Origin of the sequence: Arthrobacter arnarulunnguaqae (assembly GCF_051262515.1) — a bacterium.
Classification (GTDB): Bacteria; Actinomycetota; Actinomycetes; order Actinomycetales; family Micrococcaceae; genus Arthrobacter_N.
In genome coordinates, this window is record NZ_JBIMER010000010.1 from 51,569 (window position 1) to 71,036 (window position 19,468).

The 19,468-nt window shown below is 69.9% G+C and carries 18 protein-coding genes and 1 pseudogene; 6 read left to right on the plus strand and 13 right to left on the minus strand.

Going from position 1 to position 19,468, the window contains the following annotated elements:
• Positions 1–23: 23 nt before the first annotated feature.
• The 10 genes from ACHAAJ_RS10680 to ACHAAJ_RS10725 all read right to left on the minus strand — a co-directional run bounded on the left by ACHAAJ_RS10680 (position 24) and on the right by ACHAAJ_RS10725 (position 11,139).
• Positions 24–464, minus strand: coding sequence for a tripartite tricarboxylate transporter TctB family protein (locus tag ACHAAJ_RS10680; RefSeq protein WP_435728124.1), 441 nt, complete (start codon positions 462–464; stop codon positions 24–26).
• Between the two features lies 1 nt (position 465).
• Positions 466–2,013 (minus strand): tripartite tricarboxylate transporter permease, encoded by a 1,548-nt coding sequence (locus tag ACHAAJ_RS10685; protein ID WP_435728125.1) that lies wholly within the window; start codon positions 2,011–2,013, stop codon positions 466–468.
• On the minus strand, positions 2,013–3,002 hold the full coding sequence (locus ACHAAJ_RS10690; RefSeq protein ID WP_435728126.1) for a tripartite tricarboxylate transporter substrate binding protein: 990 nt from the start codon (positions 3,000–3,002) through the stop codon (positions 2,013–2,015). The genes ACHAAJ_RS10685 and ACHAAJ_RS10690 overlap by 1 nt, the downstream gene beginning before the upstream one ends.
• 111 nt (positions 3,003–3,113) lie before the next feature.
• Positions 3,114–4,190: a tartrate dehydrogenase gene (locus ACHAAJ_RS10695; protein WP_435728127.1), complete on the minus strand. Its 1,077-nt coding sequence runs from the start codon at positions 4,188–4,190 to the stop codon at positions 3,114–3,116.
• A gap of 68 nt (positions 4,191–4,258) precedes the next feature.
• Positions 4,259–5,155, minus strand: a complete 897-nt coding sequence (locus tag ACHAAJ_RS10700; protein ID WP_435728128.1) for a LysR family transcriptional regulator — start codon at positions 5,153–5,155, stop codon at positions 4,259–4,261.
• A 48-nt stretch (positions 5,156–5,203) separates the two neighbouring features.
• Positions 5,204–5,890: a GntR family transcriptional regulator gene (locus ACHAAJ_RS10705; protein ID WP_435728129.1), complete on the minus strand. Its 687-nt coding sequence runs from the start codon at positions 5,888–5,890 to the stop codon at positions 5,204–5,206.
• 170 nt (positions 5,891–6,060) lie between these two features.
• The gene (locus ACHAAJ_RS10710) at positions 6,061–7,815 is read right to left on the minus strand and encodes an acetyl/propionyl/methylcrotonyl-CoA carboxylase subunit alpha (RefSeq protein ID WP_435728130.1); all 1,755 of its coding nucleotides are present in this window, start codon (positions 7,813–7,815) and stop codon (positions 6,061–6,063) included.
• Positions 7,812–9,455, minus strand: a complete 1,644-nt coding sequence (locus ACHAAJ_RS10715; protein WP_435728131.1) for a 5-oxoprolinase subunit B/C family protein — start codon at positions 9,453–9,455, stop codon at positions 7,812–7,814. Before ACHAAJ_RS10715 ends, ACHAAJ_RS10710 begins: the two co-directional genes overlap by 4 nt.
• Complete coding sequence (locus ACHAAJ_RS10720) at positions 9,452–10,210, minus strand: LamB/YcsF family protein (RefSeq protein WP_435728165.1); 759 nt, start codon at positions 10,208–10,210, stop codon at positions 9,452–9,454. The genes ACHAAJ_RS10715 and ACHAAJ_RS10720 overlap by 4 nt, the downstream gene beginning before the upstream one ends.
• Positions 10,211–10,287: 77 nt before the next feature.
• Positions 10,288–11,139, minus strand: a complete 852-nt coding sequence (locus tag ACHAAJ_RS10725) for a hypothetical protein (protein WP_435728132.1) — start codon at positions 11,137–11,139, stop codon at positions 10,288–10,290.
• A gap of 158 nt (positions 11,140–11,297) precedes the next feature.
• Between ACHAAJ_RS10725 and ACHAAJ_RS10730 the strand changes: the two genes are divergently transcribed.
• Entirely contained in the window at positions 11,298–11,798 is a 501-nt protein-coding gene (locus ACHAAJ_RS10730; RefSeq protein ID WP_435728133.1) for a DUF456 domain-containing protein, read from the plus strand.
• 94 nt (positions 11,799–11,892) lie between these two features.
• On the opposite strand, the gene ACHAAJ_RS10735 is transcribed toward ACHAAJ_RS10730, so the two are convergent.
• The 3 genes from ACHAAJ_RS10735 to ACHAAJ_RS10745 are packed head-to-tail and all read right to left on the minus strand — an operon-like array spanning position 11,893 to position 14,295.
• Entirely contained in the window at positions 11,893–13,653 is a 1,761-nt protein-coding gene (locus ACHAAJ_RS10735; protein WP_435728134.1) for a S8 family serine peptidase, read from the minus strand.
• A gap of 58 nt (positions 13,654–13,711) precedes the next feature.
• Positions 13,712–13,861, minus strand: coding sequence for an alpha/beta fold hydrolase family protein (locus tag ACHAAJ_RS10740; RefSeq protein WP_435728135.1), 150 nt, complete (start codon positions 13,859–13,861; stop codon positions 13,712–13,714).
• Positions 13,795–14,295 carry a MerR family DNA-binding transcriptional regulator gene (locus ACHAAJ_RS10745; protein ID WP_435728136.1) on the minus strand — a complete coding sequence of 167 codons (501 nt, stop codon included), beginning with the start codon at positions 14,293–14,295 and terminating at the stop codon, positions 13,795–13,797. Before ACHAAJ_RS10745 ends, ACHAAJ_RS10740 begins: the two co-directional genes overlap by 67 nt.
• Between ACHAAJ_RS10745 and ACHAAJ_RS10750 the strand changes: the two are divergent.
• The 5 genes and pseudogenes from ACHAAJ_RS10750 (at position 14,216) to egtB (ending at position 19,466) form a co-directional block, all read left to right on the plus strand.
• Positions 14,216–15,323: pseudogene (locus ACHAAJ_RS10750) on the plus strand (FAD-dependent oxidoreductase). The gene ACHAAJ_RS10745 and the pseudogene ACHAAJ_RS10750 sit on opposite strands and share 80 nt — an antisense overlap.
• A 126-nt stretch (positions 15,324–15,449) precedes the next feature.
• A complete protein-coding gene (locus ACHAAJ_RS10755; RefSeq protein ID WP_435728137.1) occupies positions 15,450–15,638 on the plus strand; it encodes a hypothetical protein in 189 nt (62 codons plus the stop codon).
• 111 nt (positions 15,639–15,749) lie between these two features.
• The gene (egtD, locus tag ACHAAJ_RS10760) at positions 15,750–16,760 is read left to right on the plus strand and encodes an L-histidine N(alpha)-methyltransferase (RefSeq protein ID WP_435728138.1); all 1,011 of its coding nucleotides are present in this window, start codon (positions 15,750–15,752) and stop codon (positions 16,758–16,760) included.
• 23 nt (positions 16,761–16,783) lie between these two features.
• Positions 16,784–18,100 carry a glutamate-cysteine ligase family protein gene (locus tag ACHAAJ_RS10765; protein ID WP_435728139.1) on the plus strand — a complete coding sequence of 439 codons (1,317 nt, stop codon included), beginning with the start codon at positions 16,784–16,786 and terminating at the stop codon, positions 18,098–18,100.
• Positions 18,087–19,466: an ergothioneine biosynthesis protein EgtB gene (gene egtB / locus ACHAAJ_RS10770; protein ID WP_435728140.1), complete on the plus strand. Its 1,380-nt coding sequence runs from the start codon at positions 18,087–18,089 to the stop codon at positions 19,464–19,466. Before ACHAAJ_RS10765 ends, egtB begins: the two co-directional genes overlap by 14 nt.
• Positions 19,467–19,468 lie beyond the last annotated feature (2 nt).

Below are 19,468 nucleotides of genomic sequence, written 5' to 3' on the forward strand. Positions count from 1 at the left end.
GGTGTTCCTTTGCTGTGAAGGTCTTAGAGGGTGAATTCGGGCAGGTTGACGTACAGGATCCGCGTGAATCCGAAGTAGAAAACCAGCACGACGCCGACGGCGACGCCGAAGTCGAGGAGGATGTTTTTCCAGTTGGGGCGTGACGTGCGCATGAGCGCGGCCACCAGGGTGAAGAAGATGATGCTGCCGAAGAGGTATCCCAGGACGGGTAGTGATGCCACCCACGCGATCAGCAGGACGAGCGCCCGGCCCAGGTCCTTGTAGCCGAGCCTCCCGATGCTGTTCCAGCCGGTTTCACGGTCCCGCCAGATCACCCCCCGGGCGACGAGAACCACACCGAGAACACCGAGCGCGGTCAGGACGGCGTCCGGGAAGATCCCGCCGTAGTCGCTGGAGTACGCGCGCTGGACCCAAAAGACCAGGCAGATCACCAAGACCACTGCGCCACCGATGATGTTTCCCATGTCAGCGTCCTTCCGTGGTGCCGGCGCCGTGTGCGGTCCGGCGCACCGGCGTCGTCCGCTCGGCCCGGCGCTTTTGGATGAAGGGCCACGCCAGCGAGATCACGGACATGGCGATCAGGACCAGGCTGATGGGCCGGGTGAAGAAGGTGAGCCACGGAAGCGCTTCCCCGGAGGACGTCAGGATGCCTTGGACGAGGCCTGTTTCCGCGATGGTGCCCAAAACGAGCCCCAAGACGATCGAGGCGCCGCCGATTCCCACACGTTGCAGCAGGTAGGCCGCGATGCCCAGCGCCAGCATGATGAACACATCCACGACGGAGCTGCGGATGGCGTAGGCACCGATGATCGTCAGCACAATGATGCCGGGGGCCAAGTAGCGGACCGGGAGGGCCATGACCCCGCGCTGCAGGCCGCGGCCGGCGACGAGACCGACCGGGACCATCATGACCGCTGACACCGCCAGGGCGATGATGAACGTGTACACGAGCGGACCGGACGTTTCGAACAGCTGCGCGCCAGGGCGCAGCCCGTGCAACAGGAGCACGCCCAGGATGATGGCGTCCGGCGGGGTTCCGGGGACACCAAGCGTCAGCGTGGGGATGAATCCGCCGCCGACGGTGCCGTTGTTCGCGGACTCGGAGGCGACGACGCCGTCGATCTCTCCTTCGCCGAACGTTTCGGGGTGCTTCGAGGCCCGCTTGGCTTCGTTGTAGGCGACCAGGTTCGCGACGCTTCCGCCGGCGCCCGGCAGGATGCCCACGAACGTCCCGATGATCCCGGAGCGGACCAGGTTCACCGGGCGGCTGAGGATTTCCTTCAGCATGCCGCCGAGCCGGTCTTTCTCGCGGGTCTCGTCCACCATGTGCGCGTCGCGGGTGCGCAATGCGATGAGCCGGATGACCTCGGGAATGGTGAACAGGCCGATCAGGGCCGGCACCAGGGGGATGCCGCCCTGCATCATCGGCTCGCCGAAGGTGAACCGCACGTCTCCGCCCACCGGTGCGATCCCGATGGTGGCCAGAAGCAGTCCGAGCAGGCCTCCGATGATCCCCTTGAGCAGCGACCCCGAGGCCAGGCTCGCGATGATCGTCAGGCCGAAGACCGCCACCCAGAAGTACTCCTGCGGGCCGAAGCGCAGGGAGAAGGAGGCGAGCGGAGGAGCCAGGAAGATCAGCCCGATGACGCCGATGATCCCCCCGACGAACGAACCCATGGTCGCCCCCACGATGGCGAATTCGCTGCGCCCCTTCCGCGTGAGTGGATATCCGTCGAGCGCCGTGGCGATCGACGACGGCGTGCCGGGGGCGTTGACGAGGATCGCCGTGAAGGCGCCTCCATAGATGGCACCCATGTAGAAGGCGCCGAGCAGGACCAACCCGGAGGTCGGGTCCATGGCGAAGGTGAAAGGGACCAGCAGCGCCACGCCCATGGTGGCGCTCAGGCCGGGCATTGCCCCGAGAGCCATGCCGCTCAAGGTGCCGACGAGCACCAGGAGCAGCATGGACGGGGCAAGGTTGGCCAGCAGCCCTTGCCCGAGAACCTCGAACATTACGGAACCAGTTCCAGCCTCGTCAGCAGGTCCTCATAGACCGCTGTCCGCTCTTCGGTCAGCTTCGCGGCCTCTTCGGGCCCGTAGTTCTCCAGGACGAAGGCCTGCTCCTCGAAGGCCGACACGAGGTCGGGATCCTGGTTGACCTCCGCGAAGGCGTCGGCGAGTACCTGCACGACGTCGTCCGGGGTGTCCTGCGGGACGGAGACGCCGCGGTACGCGCCGTCGACCAGGTCGTGCCCCTGCTCCGCGAAGGTGGGAACGTCCGGGAGCCCGGGCATGCGTTCCTCGGTGGCGACGGCGATGGCGCGGACCTGGTCACCGAGCTGCGAGATTTGCGGGGTGTAGGACATCAGCGCATCCACGTGCCCACCGAGCAGGGCCGGCACGGCGGTACCAGTACCGGAGAAGGGGGTGTAGGTGACGTCAACGTCGGCCATGTCATTCAGCATGAGCGTGCCGATGTGATTGGCGGTGAAGTCACCACTGCCACCGACCGACATGGCACCCGGCTTTTCCTTGGCCGCCGCGATGAAATCGTCCAAGGTCTCGATGTCGCTGTCTGCCGGAACCAACAGGGCGTTGGGAGTGCTCTGGAAAATATAGACCTGCTTCAGGTCCTCCGTCTGGTAGCCGGCGTCGTCGCGCAGCATCGGCTGAAGGATGATGTGTGGCAGGTTGCTCCCCATGAATTTGTAGCCATCCGGGGCGGTGCGGGTGAGCTCGGACCAGCCCAGGGCGCCGCCGCCGCCGGGCTTGTAGGAGACGTTGACCGGTTGGCCGAGGACCTCCGCAAGCTTCTCCTGCTGCAGGCGAGCCGTGATGTCCGACTCTCCACCGGCGTCGAACGGCAGGATGTAGTCCAAGCGCTTCTGCGGGAAGTCGTTTGCCGACCCTTCTCCGCCGCCCGCACCACCTCCGCATCCCGCTACGGCGAATGCGACGGCGATGGTTCCTGCGATCGATGCGAGCATGCGACGGCTTTTCATCTTTACCTCCATTGGTAAGGGTGGCGCTGGTTCTTTCAGGTGGGTATCAGCCTGCATTAGGAGAAGTGATACAGATCACTTCTGTTCATACTGTTCACAGGTTCCGGGCGGCTACCTCAGGCGGCCGATGACGGCAGCCGTGACCTCCTCGGTGGTGGCGGAACCGCCGAGGTCCTTGGGCAGGATCCTGGCTTCGGTGGTGGACCGGATGGCCTCGGCCAAGCGTTCCGCCTCATCGGTGAGGCCGAAGTGATGGAGCATGAGACCGGCGCTGGAGATGGCGCCGATGGGGTTGGAAATCCCTTGACCGGCGATGTCCGGAGCGGAACCGTGGACGGGCTCGAACATGCTGGGAAAACGCTTTTCGGGGTTGTAGTTGGCGCTGCTGGCTAGGCCCAGACTTCCGGCCAGGGCGCTCCCTAAATCAGAGAGGATGTCGGCGTTGAGGTTGGACGCGACGACAACTGAGAGCTCCTCAGGCTTGAGCACAAACTTCGCCGCCATGGCGTCGACGAGCACGCTCTCGGTCTCCACGTCGGGGTAGTCCTTCGCGACCCGCTTGAAAACGTCGTCCCACAGCACCATGCCGAACTGCTGGGCGTTGCTCTTGGTCACGCTGGAGAGTTTCGGCCGCGTGCGGGTGCGTGCGATGTCGAAGGCGAAGCGGATGATCCGTTCGCAGCCCACCTCGGTGAACAACGAGGACTGCACGGCGACCTCGCCGCCCTTGCCGCGTGCCGCGAGGTTGCGGCCGCCGAGACCCGCATACTCGCCTTCGCTGTTCTCCCGGACCACGATCCAGTCGAGCTCGGTGTCGTCGGCCTTGCGCAGCGGGCTGGTGACGCCGGGCAGGAAGTGGACCGGTCGAACGTTGGCCCACTGGTCGAACCCCTGACAGATGGCCAGGCGAAGGCCCCACAGGCTGATGTGGTCCGGGACCGTGGGCCACCCGACCGCTCCGAAGTAGATGGCGTCGAAGCCCCGCAACTGGTCGAGTCCGTCGTCGGCCATCATGACGCCATGTTCGGCGTAATAGTCACTGCCCCAGGGGAACTCGGTCCATTCGAAGGAGACGCTCCCGTTCGAGTCCGCTGCGATGGCGTCCAGTACTTTTCGTCCTGCGACGGTGACTTCCTGTCCAATGCCATCGGCGGGAATGGCTGCGATGCGAAAAGTCTTGGAGGTCATGGTTCGACGCTAGGTCAGATTGTGACCCGTGTCTCAGACGTAGATCCTCTCCGGCCCATAGGATAAGCCTATTCGAGCTTGTCAGCCCGGTAATCACGTACAACGTCGGCGAAGGCCTGAGCCGCCGGTGTCAATGCCGCAGGTGCCCGGTAGGCCAGCCCCACCTTGAGGACGTGGGTCGGCTCGAGGTGCATGACGGCAGCGCCGTTCCTGCGCGCGTAATCGCTCCAGGCCGCCGCCAGCACCGCCATTCCGCAACCGGCGAGGACCAGCGGAAGGACGGCCGCGCGGTGCGCCACCTCGACTGCGATGGTCGCGTCCTCGCAGCAGACCAGGACTTCGTCCACGACCTTGCGCATGACGCTGCCCTCCTGGGAGGTGATGAACCGCTGTCCGTGCAGCTCATGGTGCTGGACCACCGAGCCGTCCGTGAACGGCTGCCCGGGGAGCCCGACGAGTACCATGGCCTGTTGCTCGACGGTTTCGCAATGTATGCCGGCAGGCGGCAGCAGGTCCGCACTGCCGAACAAGCCGAGTTCGCACGCGCCGCTGCCGATGAGGCGCATGACGTCGGCGCCGGTGTAGGCGGACTGCGCGCTGATGGTCATGCCGGGGTAGCGCCGGCCGAACCGCACGGCAATCGAGCGGAAGGGCTCGATCGATTGGGAGGGCATGAGCGCGAGGTCGACCTGCCCGGCTTCCTTGCCCTTGAGCGTCTCCACCGTCGAGCGGAAGGCGTCAAGGTCGCGGACGGCGCGCCGCGCCGGCTCGATCAGCGCCCGCCCGGAGGCGCTGACGACGACAGCCCTGCCGGTGCGGTGGAACAGCTGGACGCCCAGTTCCCGCTCGAGCGCCAGCACGGCCTGGGACAACGAGGGCTGGGCAACGAGTAGGTGCTCGGCGGCCCTGCCGAACCCACCGTGCTCGACAACGCCGAGAAAGTACTTCAGGTGCCGGATGTCCATGGCTCAATCCTGCCCCATGGTGGCCCCGGTCGGCGCGCGGGTGGACGGTTAGCGCCCCGCGGCGCCCAGGTGGCCGAGCAGTTCGGCCTCCGCGGCGTCCATGTACGAGCGGAGCGCCTCGGCGGCGGCCTCCCGGTCGCCGGCCCGCAGGTGCCCTACAAGTTCGACGTTGCGGTCCACGTAGTGGCTGTGGAAATCGGGCGCGGTGGCCATCGAGTGGAAGACCAAGCGCATCTTCGCCAGCACCCGTTCCATCAGCACCTCGAGCGTTTCGCTCCCGGTCAGGGACACGACGGCCTTGTGCAGCGCCTGGTTGGCGTCGGCCATGTCCCTAACCGATCCGGCGTCGCGCGCGGCGATCGCACGTTCCACGATGGCGTCCATCGCCCCGAGCGTTTCTTCCGTGACCTCGCCCCACAGCACGGCGGCGGGCTCGATCGTCCGGCGCACGCGGTAGATCTCCCGGACGTCGTCCGATCCCGGGTGGGCCACGAACACGCCCCGGTTGGGGATGCGGTCCACCATCGCCTCGCCGGCGAGGACCGCGAATGCCTCGCGCAGCGTGTTCCTCGAGACTCCGAGGGCTGTGGACAAGGACTGTTCGGAGAGCTTCGCCCCGGGCACCAACTGCCCCTCGGCGATCCGGGCGCGCAACACAGAGGCCACCCACGAACCCGTGTGGGCGTGTTGTGCGGAACCGGTCCCGAGGCTCCCCAGCAGGGCGTTCATAAGCATGCTCTCCAATCTAACCGACCCCCGCCGGTTCCCCGGCCCGGCATTTCGACAACGCCACATGCCCCCACCCCCCGTTTCGACGAAGGCAGATGTCCGTTTCGGGCCGAAAACGAGCATTTACCTTTGTCGAAACGGGAGGGGAGGGGGGTGCTTTGTCGAAAAATGGGGGTCTAGGCGATGGTGGCCAGGTTGTCCCCGCGCACGACGGCGTTGCCCGGCTCCTGCGCGCCGCGCGCCACGGTGCCGGCGCGGTGGGCGGCCACCGTGGTCTCCATTTTCATTGCCTCGAGCACGGCGATCGGGGTGCCGGCATCGACAGCGGTGCCGTCCTCGACCAGCCACTTGACCAGGTTTCCGTTCATCGGCGACGCCAGCGCGTGGCCGTCGGGATCGGCCGCGCCGGCGTCCGCGCCACCGGCGGTCCCGGAGCCTTCCGCGACACCGATGCCGCCGCCGAGCAGCGCGGCGAGCAGCTTGGCGGGGAGCCCGAGCTGCACGGCCTTGCCGTCGATCTCCACGGTGATCCGCTCGCGTTCGGCGCCCGGGGCCGCGGCCGCCAGCTCGTCGGAGGCCGCCAGTTCCTCGGCGAACCCGGATTCGATCCACGTGGTGTGCACGCCGAGCGCGTCCTCGGCCGTGAACGCAGGGTGCCGGACCACGGCGCGGTGGAACGGAACCACGGTCGGCAGGCCGCGGATGACCAGCTCGTCCAGGGCGGCGCGGGCGCGGCGGAGCGCCTGCGGGCGGTCCTCGCCGTGGACGATCAGCTTGGCCAGCAGCGAGTCGTATTCCGCGGGGACGGTGGAGCCGGAGCGGACGCCGGTGTCCACGCGGATGCCGGCGCCGGTGGGCGCCTCGAACGCCTCGACGGTCCCGGGGGAGGGCAGGAACCCGCGCGCGGGGTCCTCGGCGTTGAGCCGGAACTCGATCGCGTGGCCGCGCGGCACCGGGTCCTCCGTCAGCGAAAGCTCCAGCCCGTCGGCGATGCGGAATTGCTCGCGGACCAGGTCCACGCCCGCGGTCTCCTCGGTGACCGGGTGCTCCACCTGCAGGCGCGTGTTGACCTCCAGGAAGGAGATGACGCCGTCGGGCGCCACGAGGTATTCGACGGTCCCGGCGCCGGTGTAGCCGGCCTCGCGGCAGATCGCCTTGGCGGACTCGTGGATCCGCGTCCGCTGCTCGTCGGACAGGAACGGCGCGGGCGCCTCCTCCACGAGCTTCTGGTTACGGCGCTGCAGCGAGCAGTCGCGGGTGCCCACCACCACCACGTTCCCGTGGGTGTCGGCCAGGACCTGGGCCTCCACGTGGCGGGGCTTGTCAAGGAACCGCTCGACGAAGCATTCGCCGCGGCCGAACGCCATGGTCGCCTCCCGAACGGCGGATTCGAACGCGTCCTCGATGTCCTCCATCCGCCGGGCGATCTTCAGTCCGCGACCGCCGCCGCCGAACGCCGCCTTGATGGCCACCGGGACTCCGTGGATCTCCGCGAACGCCCGGACCTCGGCCGCGTTGGCGACCGGACCGTCCGTTCCGGGGACCAGCGGCGCGCCGGCCCGGACGGCGATGTCGCGGGCGGTGACCTTGTTGCCGAGGTCGCGGATGGCCTGGGGCTCAGGGCCGATCCAGCTCAGACCGGCGTCGATCACGGCCTGTGCGAAGTCCGCGTTCTCGGACAGGAAGCCGTATCCGGGGTGCACGGCGTCCGCACCGGAGCGGGACGCGGCCTCGAGGATCTTCGGGATGTTCAGGTAGCTGTCCGCGCTGGAGGAGCCGCCGAGCGCGAAGGCCTCGTCGGCGAGGCGGACGTGCAGCGAGTCGGCGTCGGGATCCGAGTAGACGGCGACGGAGCCCAGCCCCGCGTCGGTGCAGGCGCGCGCGACGCGGACGGCGATCTCGCCGCGGTTGGCGATGAGTACCTTTTTCATGCGTGGAGTCCTTCGGGGGTGGGGGAGGGTTGGAGGGTGTCGGGATCGACGACGGCGAAGCGCACCCGCGTGCCCGGCGCCAGTTGCGCCGCGGCCGGCAGATCCTCGGGTACGACGACGGCGACCACCGGGTACCCGCCCGTCACGGGGTGGTCGGCGAGGAACAGGACGGGAAGGCCCGACGGCGGCACCTGCAGCGCGCCGGCGACGGCGCCTTCGCTGGGCAGTTCCCCGTCCCTGATGCGAGCGAGGGGGCGGCCGCCGTCGTCCGGTTCGAGCCGGACGCCGATGCGGTTGGATTGCGTGGTGGCGGTCCAGGGGTGGCCGGTCAGCGCGTCGAGCGCGTCGGGGCCGAACCAGTCGTCCCGCGGGCCGGGCGTGACGCGCAGCGTTGCCTCGCCGGCGGGGCGCAGGGTGCTTGGTTCCGCGGCGCCGACCACGTGGCCGGGGCCGGCCGGGCCGACGCCGAGCACCGTTCCGGCGGCCAGCGGCGGCTGCCCGATGCCGGACATGGAGTCGGTGGCCCGGCTGCCTAGGACCGCGGGCACGGCCAGGCCGCCGCGGACGGCGAGGTAGGAGCGTAACCCCGCGGTGGGTGCCTCGATGCGGAGCGTTTCGCCGTCGCGCAGCGCGAACGGGGCACGCAACGGCGCGGTGGCGGAGCCGTGCGTGCCGGAGACGGTGGCCGGGGTCTCGGCGCCGGCGAGGGCCAGGACCAGGTCCCCGCGGGCGGCGACCTCGAGCCCGCCGAGGAGGGATTCGACGACGGCTTCGCCCGGCGGGTTGCCGACCAGCCGGTTGGCTTGCCGCGCCGCGGTCTGGTCCGCCGCGCCCGAGGCGGAGACGCCGAGGTCGCCGAACCCGGGACGGCCGAGGTCCTGGATCAGCGACTGCATCCCGGGGGAAAGGATTTCGAGGGCGCCGTGCGCGTGCCCTTGCTCCGGGCCGGCCGCGTCCGGAGCCGTTGCGTGTGGGGTGGCCGCGGCGGGCGCTTCCGTGACCTCGACCGATTCGCGAACCGCGGTGTAGCGGACGGTGTCGCCGGGGCGGACGAGTGCGGGCTTCTCGCGGCCGAGGTCCCACATGGCGGTGGCGGTCCGGCCGATCAGCTGCCATCCGCCCGGGGACTGCCGCGGATAGACGGCGGAGAAGTTCCCGGCGAGCGCCACGGATCCGGCGGGCACGGCGGTGCGCGGGGTCCCGCGGCGGGGGACATTCAGGGAGTCGTCTTCGCCGACCAGATAGGCGAAGCCCGGGGCGAATCCGCCGAACGCGGCCGTCCACAGCTGGCCGGTGTGCGCGGCGACGACGCCGTCGGCCCCGAGCCCGGTGAGCCGACCGACCTCGGCGAGGTCCTCGCCGGCGTACACCACCTCGATGTCGACGGGTGCGCCGGCCTGGGCGGCACCGGCGGACGCCTCGGCCTGGGGGCCAAGCTCCGTGATGGCGCGGCGTCCGCGGACGGCGTTGGCGCGCGAATCGAACTTGACCAGCACGGTTTCGGCGGCGGCGAGCACGTCCTGCTGTCCGGCGAGGGGGCGCTCGAGCAGCAGGCCGTGCAGGGCGAGGACGGCGTCCAGCGGCCGGATCTCGACGAGCAGCGACCGGGTTCCGGCCCAGCGGATGCCCCCCAGGCTCACGCGAAGCTCCGGATTTCGACGCCGGCGCCCTCGAGCCCGGCGCGGACGGCGGCGGTCACGGCCACGGCGCCGTCCGTGTCGCCGTGGACGCAGATGCTCTCGGCCCCGGTGCGGATGATGGAGCCGTCGCGCGCGACGATCTCGCCCTCAGTGGCGAGGCGGACCATGTTGGCGGTGACGATCTCGGGATCGTGCAGGACGGCGCCCTCTTCGCGGCGGGAGACCAGCGTGCCGTCCGGGTTGTAGGCGCGGTCGGCGAAGGCCTCGGTGACGGCGCGGAGTCCGGCGGCCTCCGCCAGCGTGAGGGCGAGCGACCCCGGAAGGAGCAGCAGCGGGAGGTCTCCGCCGAACGCGCGGACCCCGTCGACGACGGCGCGGGCGTGCCCCTCGTGAGAGAAGATCGTGTTGTAGAGGGCGCCGTGGGGCTTGACGTAGCGGATGGCTCCGCCGGCCGAACGGGCCAGGGCGTCGAGGGCGCCGAGCTGGTAGAGGACATCGTCGGCCAGCTCGGTGGGGGAGCAGTCCAGGAACCGTCGGCCGAAGCCCGCGAGGTCCCGGTAGCCGACATGGCCGCCGATGGTCACACCGGCGGCCACGGCGTCACGGCACGTCTGGGCGATGGTGCTCGGGTCGCCGGCGTGGAAACCGCAGGCTACGTTGGCGCTGGAGACCGAGCGGAAGATGGCGGCGTCGTCGCCCATGGTCCAGTTGCCGAAGGACTCGCCGACGTCGCTGTTGAGGTCGATGGTGGCCAAGGTGATCCCCGTCTCGTTGGTGGTTATCCAAGCATGCACCAGAGACGCGGATTGTTCAACAATTTTCTGCGGGGTGGTTAGATTTCCCAGTCTCCGGAGGTGTCGCCGCCGAAGAAGCCGCCCTCGCCGCCGAGGAATCCGTCGAAGACTCCGCCGGCCTGGCCGGTGAGGTCCTCGCCCGCGCCGCTGAACGTCTCGCCGATTCCGGCCACGGAGTCCTCCAGGCCACCGAAGCCCTCGCCGAGTCCTTCGGCCGCCCCGGCCAGGCCGTCGCCCATGCCGGTGAAGCCCTCCAGCAGGGGCCCGGCGACGGCGGAACCGATGAACGCGCCCGCCACACCGGCCATGAGCCCCGCGCCGAGTCCGCCCGCCGCGCCGGCGGCCATGCCACCCAATCCCGCGCCGCGGCCTCCACCGGCTCCGCCGCGGCCCAGGATCTTCTCCATGAAACCGGGGCGGGACACCTCCGCGCGGGTCGCCGCGCGGGCGAGGTCCTCGGGGCGGTCGGACCGGGGGCGCTCCGCCGGGGGCAGCTGTTCGCCCAGCTCTGTCTGCAGCAGCGAGCGCTGCTGCGGCGTCAGGCTGGCGAAGGCCTCCTGGTGGGCGCGCTCCATGTCCTCCGGCGGGGCGGTGCGCAGCATGTACTTGTACTTCGCGATGGCGGCCTGGTCGTCCGCGGATCCCCGCGGTGCCGTGGTCCGGGGCTGAGCGGGGGCATTGCCCTGGCCCGGGGGCCGTCCCTGCGGATGGCCGTAGCCCTGCTGACCGTAACCCTCCTGACCCTGTCCGTAGGGCTGGTTCCCGTGGCCCTGCTGCCGGCCGCCGTCGTGCTGCTGGGGCTGCTGGCCGGTCCGCTGACCCAACTGCTCCTTGACGTATTCCCCGGCCATGCGCTTGCCCTGCTGGACCAACTTGTCGAACATGCCCATGGTGGTTCTCCCTGCCTCGTCTGATCAAGCCTTGTTGCCCGGCGCGCGCGCCGGGCCCACCCCGTACAACTCCCCCGGCCTCCCGCCCGTTCCCCCGGCCGGTGTGGCGTCCGCCGCCGCCCCGCCGGGACGGCGCCCGGCGGTGGCAGACTGGGACCGTGGACCTCCAAATCATCGTCACCGTCGTCGCCGGCCTGCTGCTCGCCGTGGCCGCGGTCGGGACCGTCTATCCGATCCTTCCCGGCAGCTGGCTGGCGATCGCGGCCCTTCTGGCGTGGGGCTGGATCCTGGGCAGCGCCGCGTCGTGGACCACCGCCGTGATCGGCATGGTGATCGCCGGCGTCGGTTGGGCGGCCTCGGCCGTTCTGACCGGGCGCAACCTGCAGCGCCAACGCATCCCGCGGCAGTCCATCGCCGTCGCGCTGGTGTGCGCGGTGGTGGGCATGTTCGCGATCCCCGTGGTGGGGCTGTTCGTCGGGTTCGGGCTGGGACTGCTGCTGTCCGAGTTCGCCCGGCGCAGGCATTTCGGGGAGGCGCTGCGGGCCAGCGGATCGGCGCTGAAGGCCACCGGCATCGGCATCCTGGTGGAATTCGGGTGCGCGGCGCTGGCGGCGTCGGTGTGGACGATCGGCGTCTTCTGGCACTTCACGACGCGGTAGGCGGCGACCCGCTCCCGCCCCGCCCGGGGACCGGTCGGGGCGGGCACGGTCCGGCTGTCACCTGACTGTGCCGTACCCGACCGCTGCGGACGGCCTACTTGCCCTTTCCGGGGTGCGTCGAGGTCTCGACGAACGGCTGGACCGAGCCGGTGTAGGGCGTGACGGTATTGGTTCTGCCGACAACTCCCACCTTCCACGTGCCGGCCTCCGGGGACGTGGTCAGGACCTCGCGCTCGGTGATCGGCGAGTCAAGCAGGCCGGCGGAGGCACCGACCTCGTTGCCCTGCGGGTCGTAGAGGAACAGGTAGATGTTCTCCGCCGGATTGAGCCACGAGATCTCGGTGTGGAGGGCGGCGGTGCCCTCCGCGACCTCGACGTCGTGGTAGCTCCAGAACGCGTCGTCGATCTCGGAGACCGACGTGTCGACCGCGTAGCCGCCGGGCAGGACCTGGCCGGAGAGCTCCTGCGGTTCGCCGCTGGCCTCGAAGCCGTTGAGGGACAGGGACGACTTGCAGGTGGTCTTGCCCTTTTCGGCCATGGCCACGGCGGCCTGGGCGTCCAGCATGCCGGCGCCGACCTCGAAGGACGCGTAGCCCGGCATCTCGGCGGCGGAGCACTCGAGGACGCCGATCACGTCGGCCGCGCTCAGGTCCGGGTTCGCCTCGAGAATTAGCGCGACGACGCCGGACACGTGCGGCGTGGCCATGCTCGTCCCGCTGGCCCGGGTGTACTCCGGGTTCTCCGCGATGACGCCTGAGGACATCTGCGCGCCGGTCGCGGACCGTGCCGCCCCGATGTCGACACCGGGTGCGGTGATGGTCGGACGGTAGAGGCCGTCGTCGGCCGCGCGGTTCTGGTTGCCGTCGGGGCGGCCGGTCGAGGAGAAGCCCGCCAGGGTGAAGTCCTTGTTGGCGGCGGCCACGGACACGACGTACGGGGAGACGGAGTTCCGTCCCATCGTGTTCGGACTGCCGGAGTTGCCGGCCGCGAAGACTGTGACGACGCCGGCGTCGTACGCCTCCTTGGTGGCGATGTTCACGGGGTCCTCCGGATCGTAGTCGCTGCCCCCGCCGCCGCCCCAGCTGTTGGAGACGACGCGGACGTTGTGCTCGGCGCCGTCGGTCAGGATCCAGTCGTAGGACTGGATGGCCCACCAGGACAGCACGTTGGCCGAGCCGAGCTTGAAGCTGATGATGTCCGAACCCGGTGCGACGCCGGTGAACTTTCCGTCGCTGGCGGCGCCGGTGCCGCCGATGGTGCCCGAGACGTGTGTGCCGTGGCCGTGGTCGTCGTTGCTGGTGGGGTTGTCCACGAAGGCGACGTTCGTGTCGCTGAGCGGATCGCCGAGCACCGCGAAGTTGCGGACGACCTTGTCTCCGTGGGGGAGGTCCGGGTGGGTCGCGTCGGTGCCCGTGTCCGTGACCGCGACCGTCACGCCGCTTCCGTCATAGGCTCCGCGCAGTCCGTTGCCCGCCCAGACGTCGTCGGCGTTGATCATCTCGAGGCTGTCGTCGAGATACAGGTCGTCTCGGGTGTTGTCCCAGACGCTGCGGGTCGAGTCCCACGACGCGACGTCGAGGATCTGGGCCGGCGACAGGGTGGCAAGGCCCATGTCGAGCGTCCTGGTGGTCTGCACGTCCGGGTCCAGCGCCGTGAGGGCCTCCAAGCCCGAACGGTCGTCGAAGGAAACGATGACCTCCAGCGAATCATCGCTGGAGGCCAAGAACTCCTGGACCGTGGGGGACAGCGCGGCGCCGTCCAGCGCGGCGATGGTCGAAGCGCTCGCCGGGGCGATCGTCGCACCCAGTAAGCCGAGGAGCGCAAGGGGCAGTGTGAACCTTTTTGTCAAATTCATAACGGAGAGGCTAACAGGATATTCACAGCTTGATAATAGGGAGTGTCTCCGGCGGATTTCAGTCCAGCAGCGAGTTGATGGGGTCGGCCACGGCCCGCGGGTGGTCCTCCGGGGTGAAGTGCTTGCCGCCGGGAATGCGGATCACCTGGGTCCCCAGGTCGTGGGCCAGACGCTCGCCGTACTCGAGCTTCTGGAAGCGGTCCGCCACGCCCCACACCACCCGCGCGGGCGCCACCCTAAAATGAAGCTGCAGATGCGTTCGGCGTCGCAGGTGGCTGGATCGCCGTCGGCCGCGGACCGGTGGTAGTCGGCGACCGTCGCGCGCAGCGCCGTCAGCTCGGCGATCCGCCGGACCAGATCCTCCAGCTGCCTGGCCAGCAGCCCGCTCTCCTCGCAGAACCGCAGCGTCTTGGCCGTGGTGCCGGTCGCCGCGGCGACTTCCCCGATGCGCATGCCCAGCCTCTCGTCGATGCCGATCGTTGGCACGGAGTTTCCCGGTGCTTGACCTTCCACCCCAGGGGAAGGTGCAGAGATGGGGGACAGGCCCATCAGAGGAGGGAAAATGAACGACGCTTCGACCGCATCGCACGACGTCGATCTCGCCATCATCGGATCCGGGGGTGCCGCCTTCGCGGCCGCCATCCGCGCCACCGACCTCGGCCAGCGGGTGGCGCTGGTGGAGCGAGGCACCACCGGCGGAACCTGCGTGAACACCGGCTGCGTGCCCTCCAAGGCCCTCTTGGCCGCCGCGGAGGCCCGGCACGTTGCGCTGGACACGAACCGGTTCGCGGGCATCGAAACCACCGCGGGACCGGCCGACATGGCCGAGCTGGTCCGGGGGAAACAGTCGCTGGTGGACTCGCTGCGCGCCGGAAAATACGCCGACTTGATCGACGACTACGGCTGGGACCTCCATCGCGGACAGGCCGCCTTTGCCGGCACCCCGGAGGCGCCCGAAGTCCGGGTGACCGACGCCCGCGGCAACCACAGCATTCTCCGCGCGCGGCACTACCTCGTGGCGACCGGCGCGGCACCCTGGGCGCCGGACATCCCCGGGCTGAACGACGTCGACTACCTCACCTCCACCACGGCGATGGACCTCGACGAGGTCCCGGAGTCGCTCGTGGTGGTCGGCGGCGGTTACGTGGCCTTGGAACAGGCGCAACTGTTCGCGAGGCTCGGATCGAAAGTCACGATGCTGGTGCGCTCCCGGCTGGCCTCTGCGGAGGAGCAGGAGGCCTCCGACGCCCTGCTGGGGATTTTCGAAGACGAGGGAATCCGCGTCATCCACCGGGCATGATCGATTCGGTGCGCCGGGATGCGAACGGCGGCGGCGTCGTCGTCGGGGCCACCGGCGCCGGGATGTTCGTTGACTATTCGCACCTGCCGCGGGTGGTGTTCACGTCCCCCGGGCGCTGGTGAACCGTGACACGCGCGGCTTCGTCAAGATCGTCGCCGACGGCGACAGCGGCCGGATCCTCGGCATCACGGCGGTGGCCGCCCACGCCGGGGAGATCGCCGCGGCCGGCGTGTACATCGTCTCGGCAGGGATGACCGTGGAACAGATCGGGAACCTGTGGAGCCCCTACCTCACGATGGCCGAGGGCCTGAAGATCGCCGCGCAGTCCTTCCGGACGGACGTCGCGAGTCTGTCCTGCTGCGCCGCCTAACGGCCAGGAACCACCCAACAGACCACCGGCGGTCGACGCCGGCAAGGATTAAGATGCCGCATCCGCAGCAAGGAACTGGGCGCACTGAAGGAGCAGTTCGGCAAGGCCCCCAACATCCACGGCGGAATGGCGCACTCGCCACTCTCGGCCAAGGCCGCGGGTGAGGAGCAAACGGTTGCCGGCCGCGAGGGCAAGGTGGACTTGGGCCCGAAGCTCACCGAACTCTCCATCCACGTGAACCTGAACCTGTTCACCACCTACTTCAACCACATGGACCAGACGGATCTGGATCTGCCGGCGGCACCGGACCTGTAAATCCCCGTTGCCCGCCAAGGCAGGACGTACGATGACGGCAGGGGCCCGGCCGCGGGTCCCCGTCGCCCGTGCCGTATCCAACCACGGACCCAGAGCAGGACGGTGTGATCGTTGAGTGCCGAATACCGCGAAACAACGGCAGGACTTGCCGAGATCGCGCACCACTTGCCGCCCCACTTCTTGGAGCGGTCCCTGCGCGCGGATGTGCTGGCCGGGCTGACGTCCATGCCCAAGACGCTGCCGCCCAAGTGGTTCTACGACGACCGCGGAAGCGAGCTGTTCGCACGCATCATGGAGCTGCCGGAGTATTACCCGACGCGTGCCGAACGCGAGATCCTGCAGTTGCACGCGGCAGAGATCGCCGCGGCCCATCCCGCCGAGACCCTGATCGAGCTGGGCTCGGGGTCCTCGACGAAGACCCCCCTGTTGCTGTCGGCGCTGCAGGCCGCCGGCCCGTTGCGCCGGTACGTGCCGGTGGACGTCAGCGACGGCGCGCTGCTGGATGCAGGCGCCCGGCTGGCCACGCAGTTTCCGGCCTTGGAACTCAGGCCGGTGGCGGCCGACTTCGAGCACCAGTTGCACGTCCTGCCCCGCGAGGGAAGCCGCATGGTGGCCTTCCTCGGAGGGACCATCGGCAACTTCGACCCGGAGCAGCGGGCCCGCTTCCTTGCCGGTGTCCACGACCTGCTGGGCGCGGACGGCGGCTCCCTGCTGGTCGGCAGCGACCTGATCAAACCGGCCGAGGTGCTGGTTCCGGCCTACGACGATTCGGCGGGCGTCACGGCCGACTTCAACAAGAACGTGCTGCGCGTGCTCAACCGCGAGCTGGGGGCCACCTTCGACGTGGACGCCTTCGAGCACGTGGCGCTGTGGCGAGCGGAGGAGGAACGGATCGAGATGCGGCTCCGTGCCACCTCGCCGCAGACCGTGCCGCTGCCGGGCGTCGGCGTGGAGGTGTCCTTCGCCGAGGGCGAGGAACTGCTGACGGAGATCTCCACGAAGTTCAGCCGCGAGGGCATTTCCGCGGAACTCCGCGACGCCGGCTTCCGGATCTCCGGCCAGTGGTTCGACCCCCTGGAGCGGTACGCGGTCACGCTCGCCGAAGCCGTGCCGGCGTCGTAGGTTCAACGGAAGGAGGGCAGGCCGTGGCTTCCCTGGACGATGCAGAACAGGACCGGCGTCCACTCTCGGAGACGGATGCGGAGATCTACGTCGCATCGGTCTGTTTCAAGACCGGCCCGCCGGGCAAGATCGGCGTGGAAGTCGAGCGCACCGTCCACCGGCAAGGCAAGCCCGCGGACCCCGTCTCTGTGGCGCAGGTGCGCGACGCCGTGGAACCGGCGGGAGGCCGCCTTCCCGGCGGGGGACTCCTCACCTTCGAACCGGGCGGGCAACTGGAAATCAGTTCGGCCTGCGCCGCGGACCTCCCGGGCGTCGTCGCGGCCACGCGCGGAGACCTGGACGACGCCGGGGATCTCCTGCGCCGCACCGGGCTGGAGTTCGGCGACCTGGCACTGGATGCCCTCCGCCCTCCCGTCCGCACCCTGGACCTTCCCCGCTACGCCGCCATGGAGCGGCAGTTCGATCTGGCCGGCCCGGCCGGCCGCACCATGATGTGCTCCACCGCCTCGCTCCAAGTGGCGCTCGACGCAGGCAACGAAGGCACGGGGCCCGACGGCGCCATTGCGCGCTGGCGCCACCTGCACGCCCTGGCCCCCGTACTCACCGCGATGTTCGCGAACTCGCCGTTCGTGCGCGGGGCGCCGAACGGGTGGGCCAGCAACCGGCAGGCCGCCTGGCTCGGGATCGATCCGACCCGCACCGACGCACCCCGGACGCTGGGCGAGGACCCCCGCGGGGACTGGGCCCGCTACGCGCTCGACGCGAACGTGCTGTGCATCCGGCCACGGGACGACGACGACGCCTGGTCCGCGCCCACCGGTCTGACCATGCGCGGCTGGCTTCGCGGCCTGGGACCGCGGCCCGTTGAGCCGCGGGATCTCGAGTACCACCTCACGACGCTTTTCCCGCCCGTCCGTCCCCGCGGCTTCCTCGAACTGAGGGTGATTGACGCGCAGGCCGGCGGGGACTGGGAAGTCGCAACCGCCGTCGTCGCGGCGTTGGTGGAGGACCCGCGGGCGGTGGCCGCGTCGGCCGAGGCGTGCCGCGCGGTTCCGGCCGAGGACGCCACCGCTCTGGCCGCCGCCCGGGAGGGATTGACGCGGCCGAGGCTGGCCCGCGCGGCGATGCTCTGTGCCGAGGCCGCCTTAGGGGCGCTGCCGCGTCTCGGGGCCGATGCGGCCACGCAATCCCGCGTGGGGGCCTTCATCGAGCGTCTGACCAGCCGGGGCCGCAGCCCCGCCGATGCGGCCGCCGAACACTGGCGGCTTACCGGCCGCATCGAAGCCTTCGATACGGAACATCCCTTCGACAGCGTAAGGAGCGGCCATGCAGGCATCTGACGCCACACCATCCGCCACGCCCGATCCCGCAGCGGTTCCCGCCCCGGCGGAGCTCAGGAACGAACTGGCGAGGCGCCTGGAGCGATCGCGGGCCCGCACTCTGGCGCTGACCGACTACGACGACGGAGAGCTCGTCAAGCAGCATTCGCCCCTGATGTCGCCGCTGGTCTGGGACCTGGCGCACGTCGGCAGCCAAGAGGAGCTGTGGCTGGTGCGCGACGTCGGCGGGCGGCCGCCGCTGCGCGGCGACATCGACGAGATGTACGACGCCTTCCAGCATCCGCGCAGCACCCGCCCAACCCTGCCGCTGCTGTCTCCGGACGAATCCCGGCGGTATCTCGCCGAGGTGCGGGACAAGGCCCTGGACATCCTCGACCGGACCCCGCTGGAGGGCACACCGCTGCTGGAGAACGGGTTCGCGTTCGGCATGATCGTCCAGCACGAGCAGCAGCACGCCGAGACGATGCTCGCGACCCATCAGCTCCGCGACGGGGACCGGATCCTGCCCGAGACCCCTTTGCCGGACACCCGCGGCACGGCGTCCCTGCGGTCGGAGGCCCGGCCGCCGGAGGCGCTGGTGCCGGGCGGTTCGTTCGACATGGGCACTTCGGTGGAGCCGTGGGCGCTGGACAACGAGCGTCCCGCGCACGCCGTGGAGGTTCCGGCCTACTGGATCGACACGGCGCCCGTGACCAACGGCATGTACCTGCGCTTCATGGGGGCCGGCGGCTACACGAACCCCTCCTGGTGGCACGCCGATGGCTGGCGGCACGTCAAGGAAGCCGGCCTCGGCGCCCCGAAATACTGGCACCGGTCCGACGGCGAGTGGCTGCGGACGCGGTTCGGCGCCGTAGAGCCCGTCCCCGTCGACGAGCCCGTCCAACACGTCTGCTGGTACGAGGCGGACGCCTACGCCCGCTGGGCCGGGCGCCGGCTGCCCACGGAAGCCGAGTGGGAGAAGGCCGCGCGCTTCGACCCCGCGAGCGGGCGGTCCCGCAGATACCCCTGGGGCGACGCCGATCCGGCGCCCGGGCAGGCGAACCTGGGTGGATCCGCGCTGCGGCCCGCACCGGCCGGTTCCTATCCGCAGGGTGCGTCCGCGCTGGGCGTCCGGCAAATGGTGGGCGACGTCTGGGAGTGGACCGCCAGCGACTTCGGCCCCTATCCCGGTTTCAGGGCCTTTCCGTACGCGGAGTACAGCGAGGTGTTCTTCGGTTCGGACCACAAGGTGCTCCGCGGAGGCGCCTGGGCCACGGACCCGGCCGCCAGCCGTGCCACCTTCCGCAACTGGGACTATCCGATCCGCCGCCAGATTTTCGCCGGGTTCCGCACCGCGCGCGACGCCGGCCAGGAACAGGTGGCCTAGCC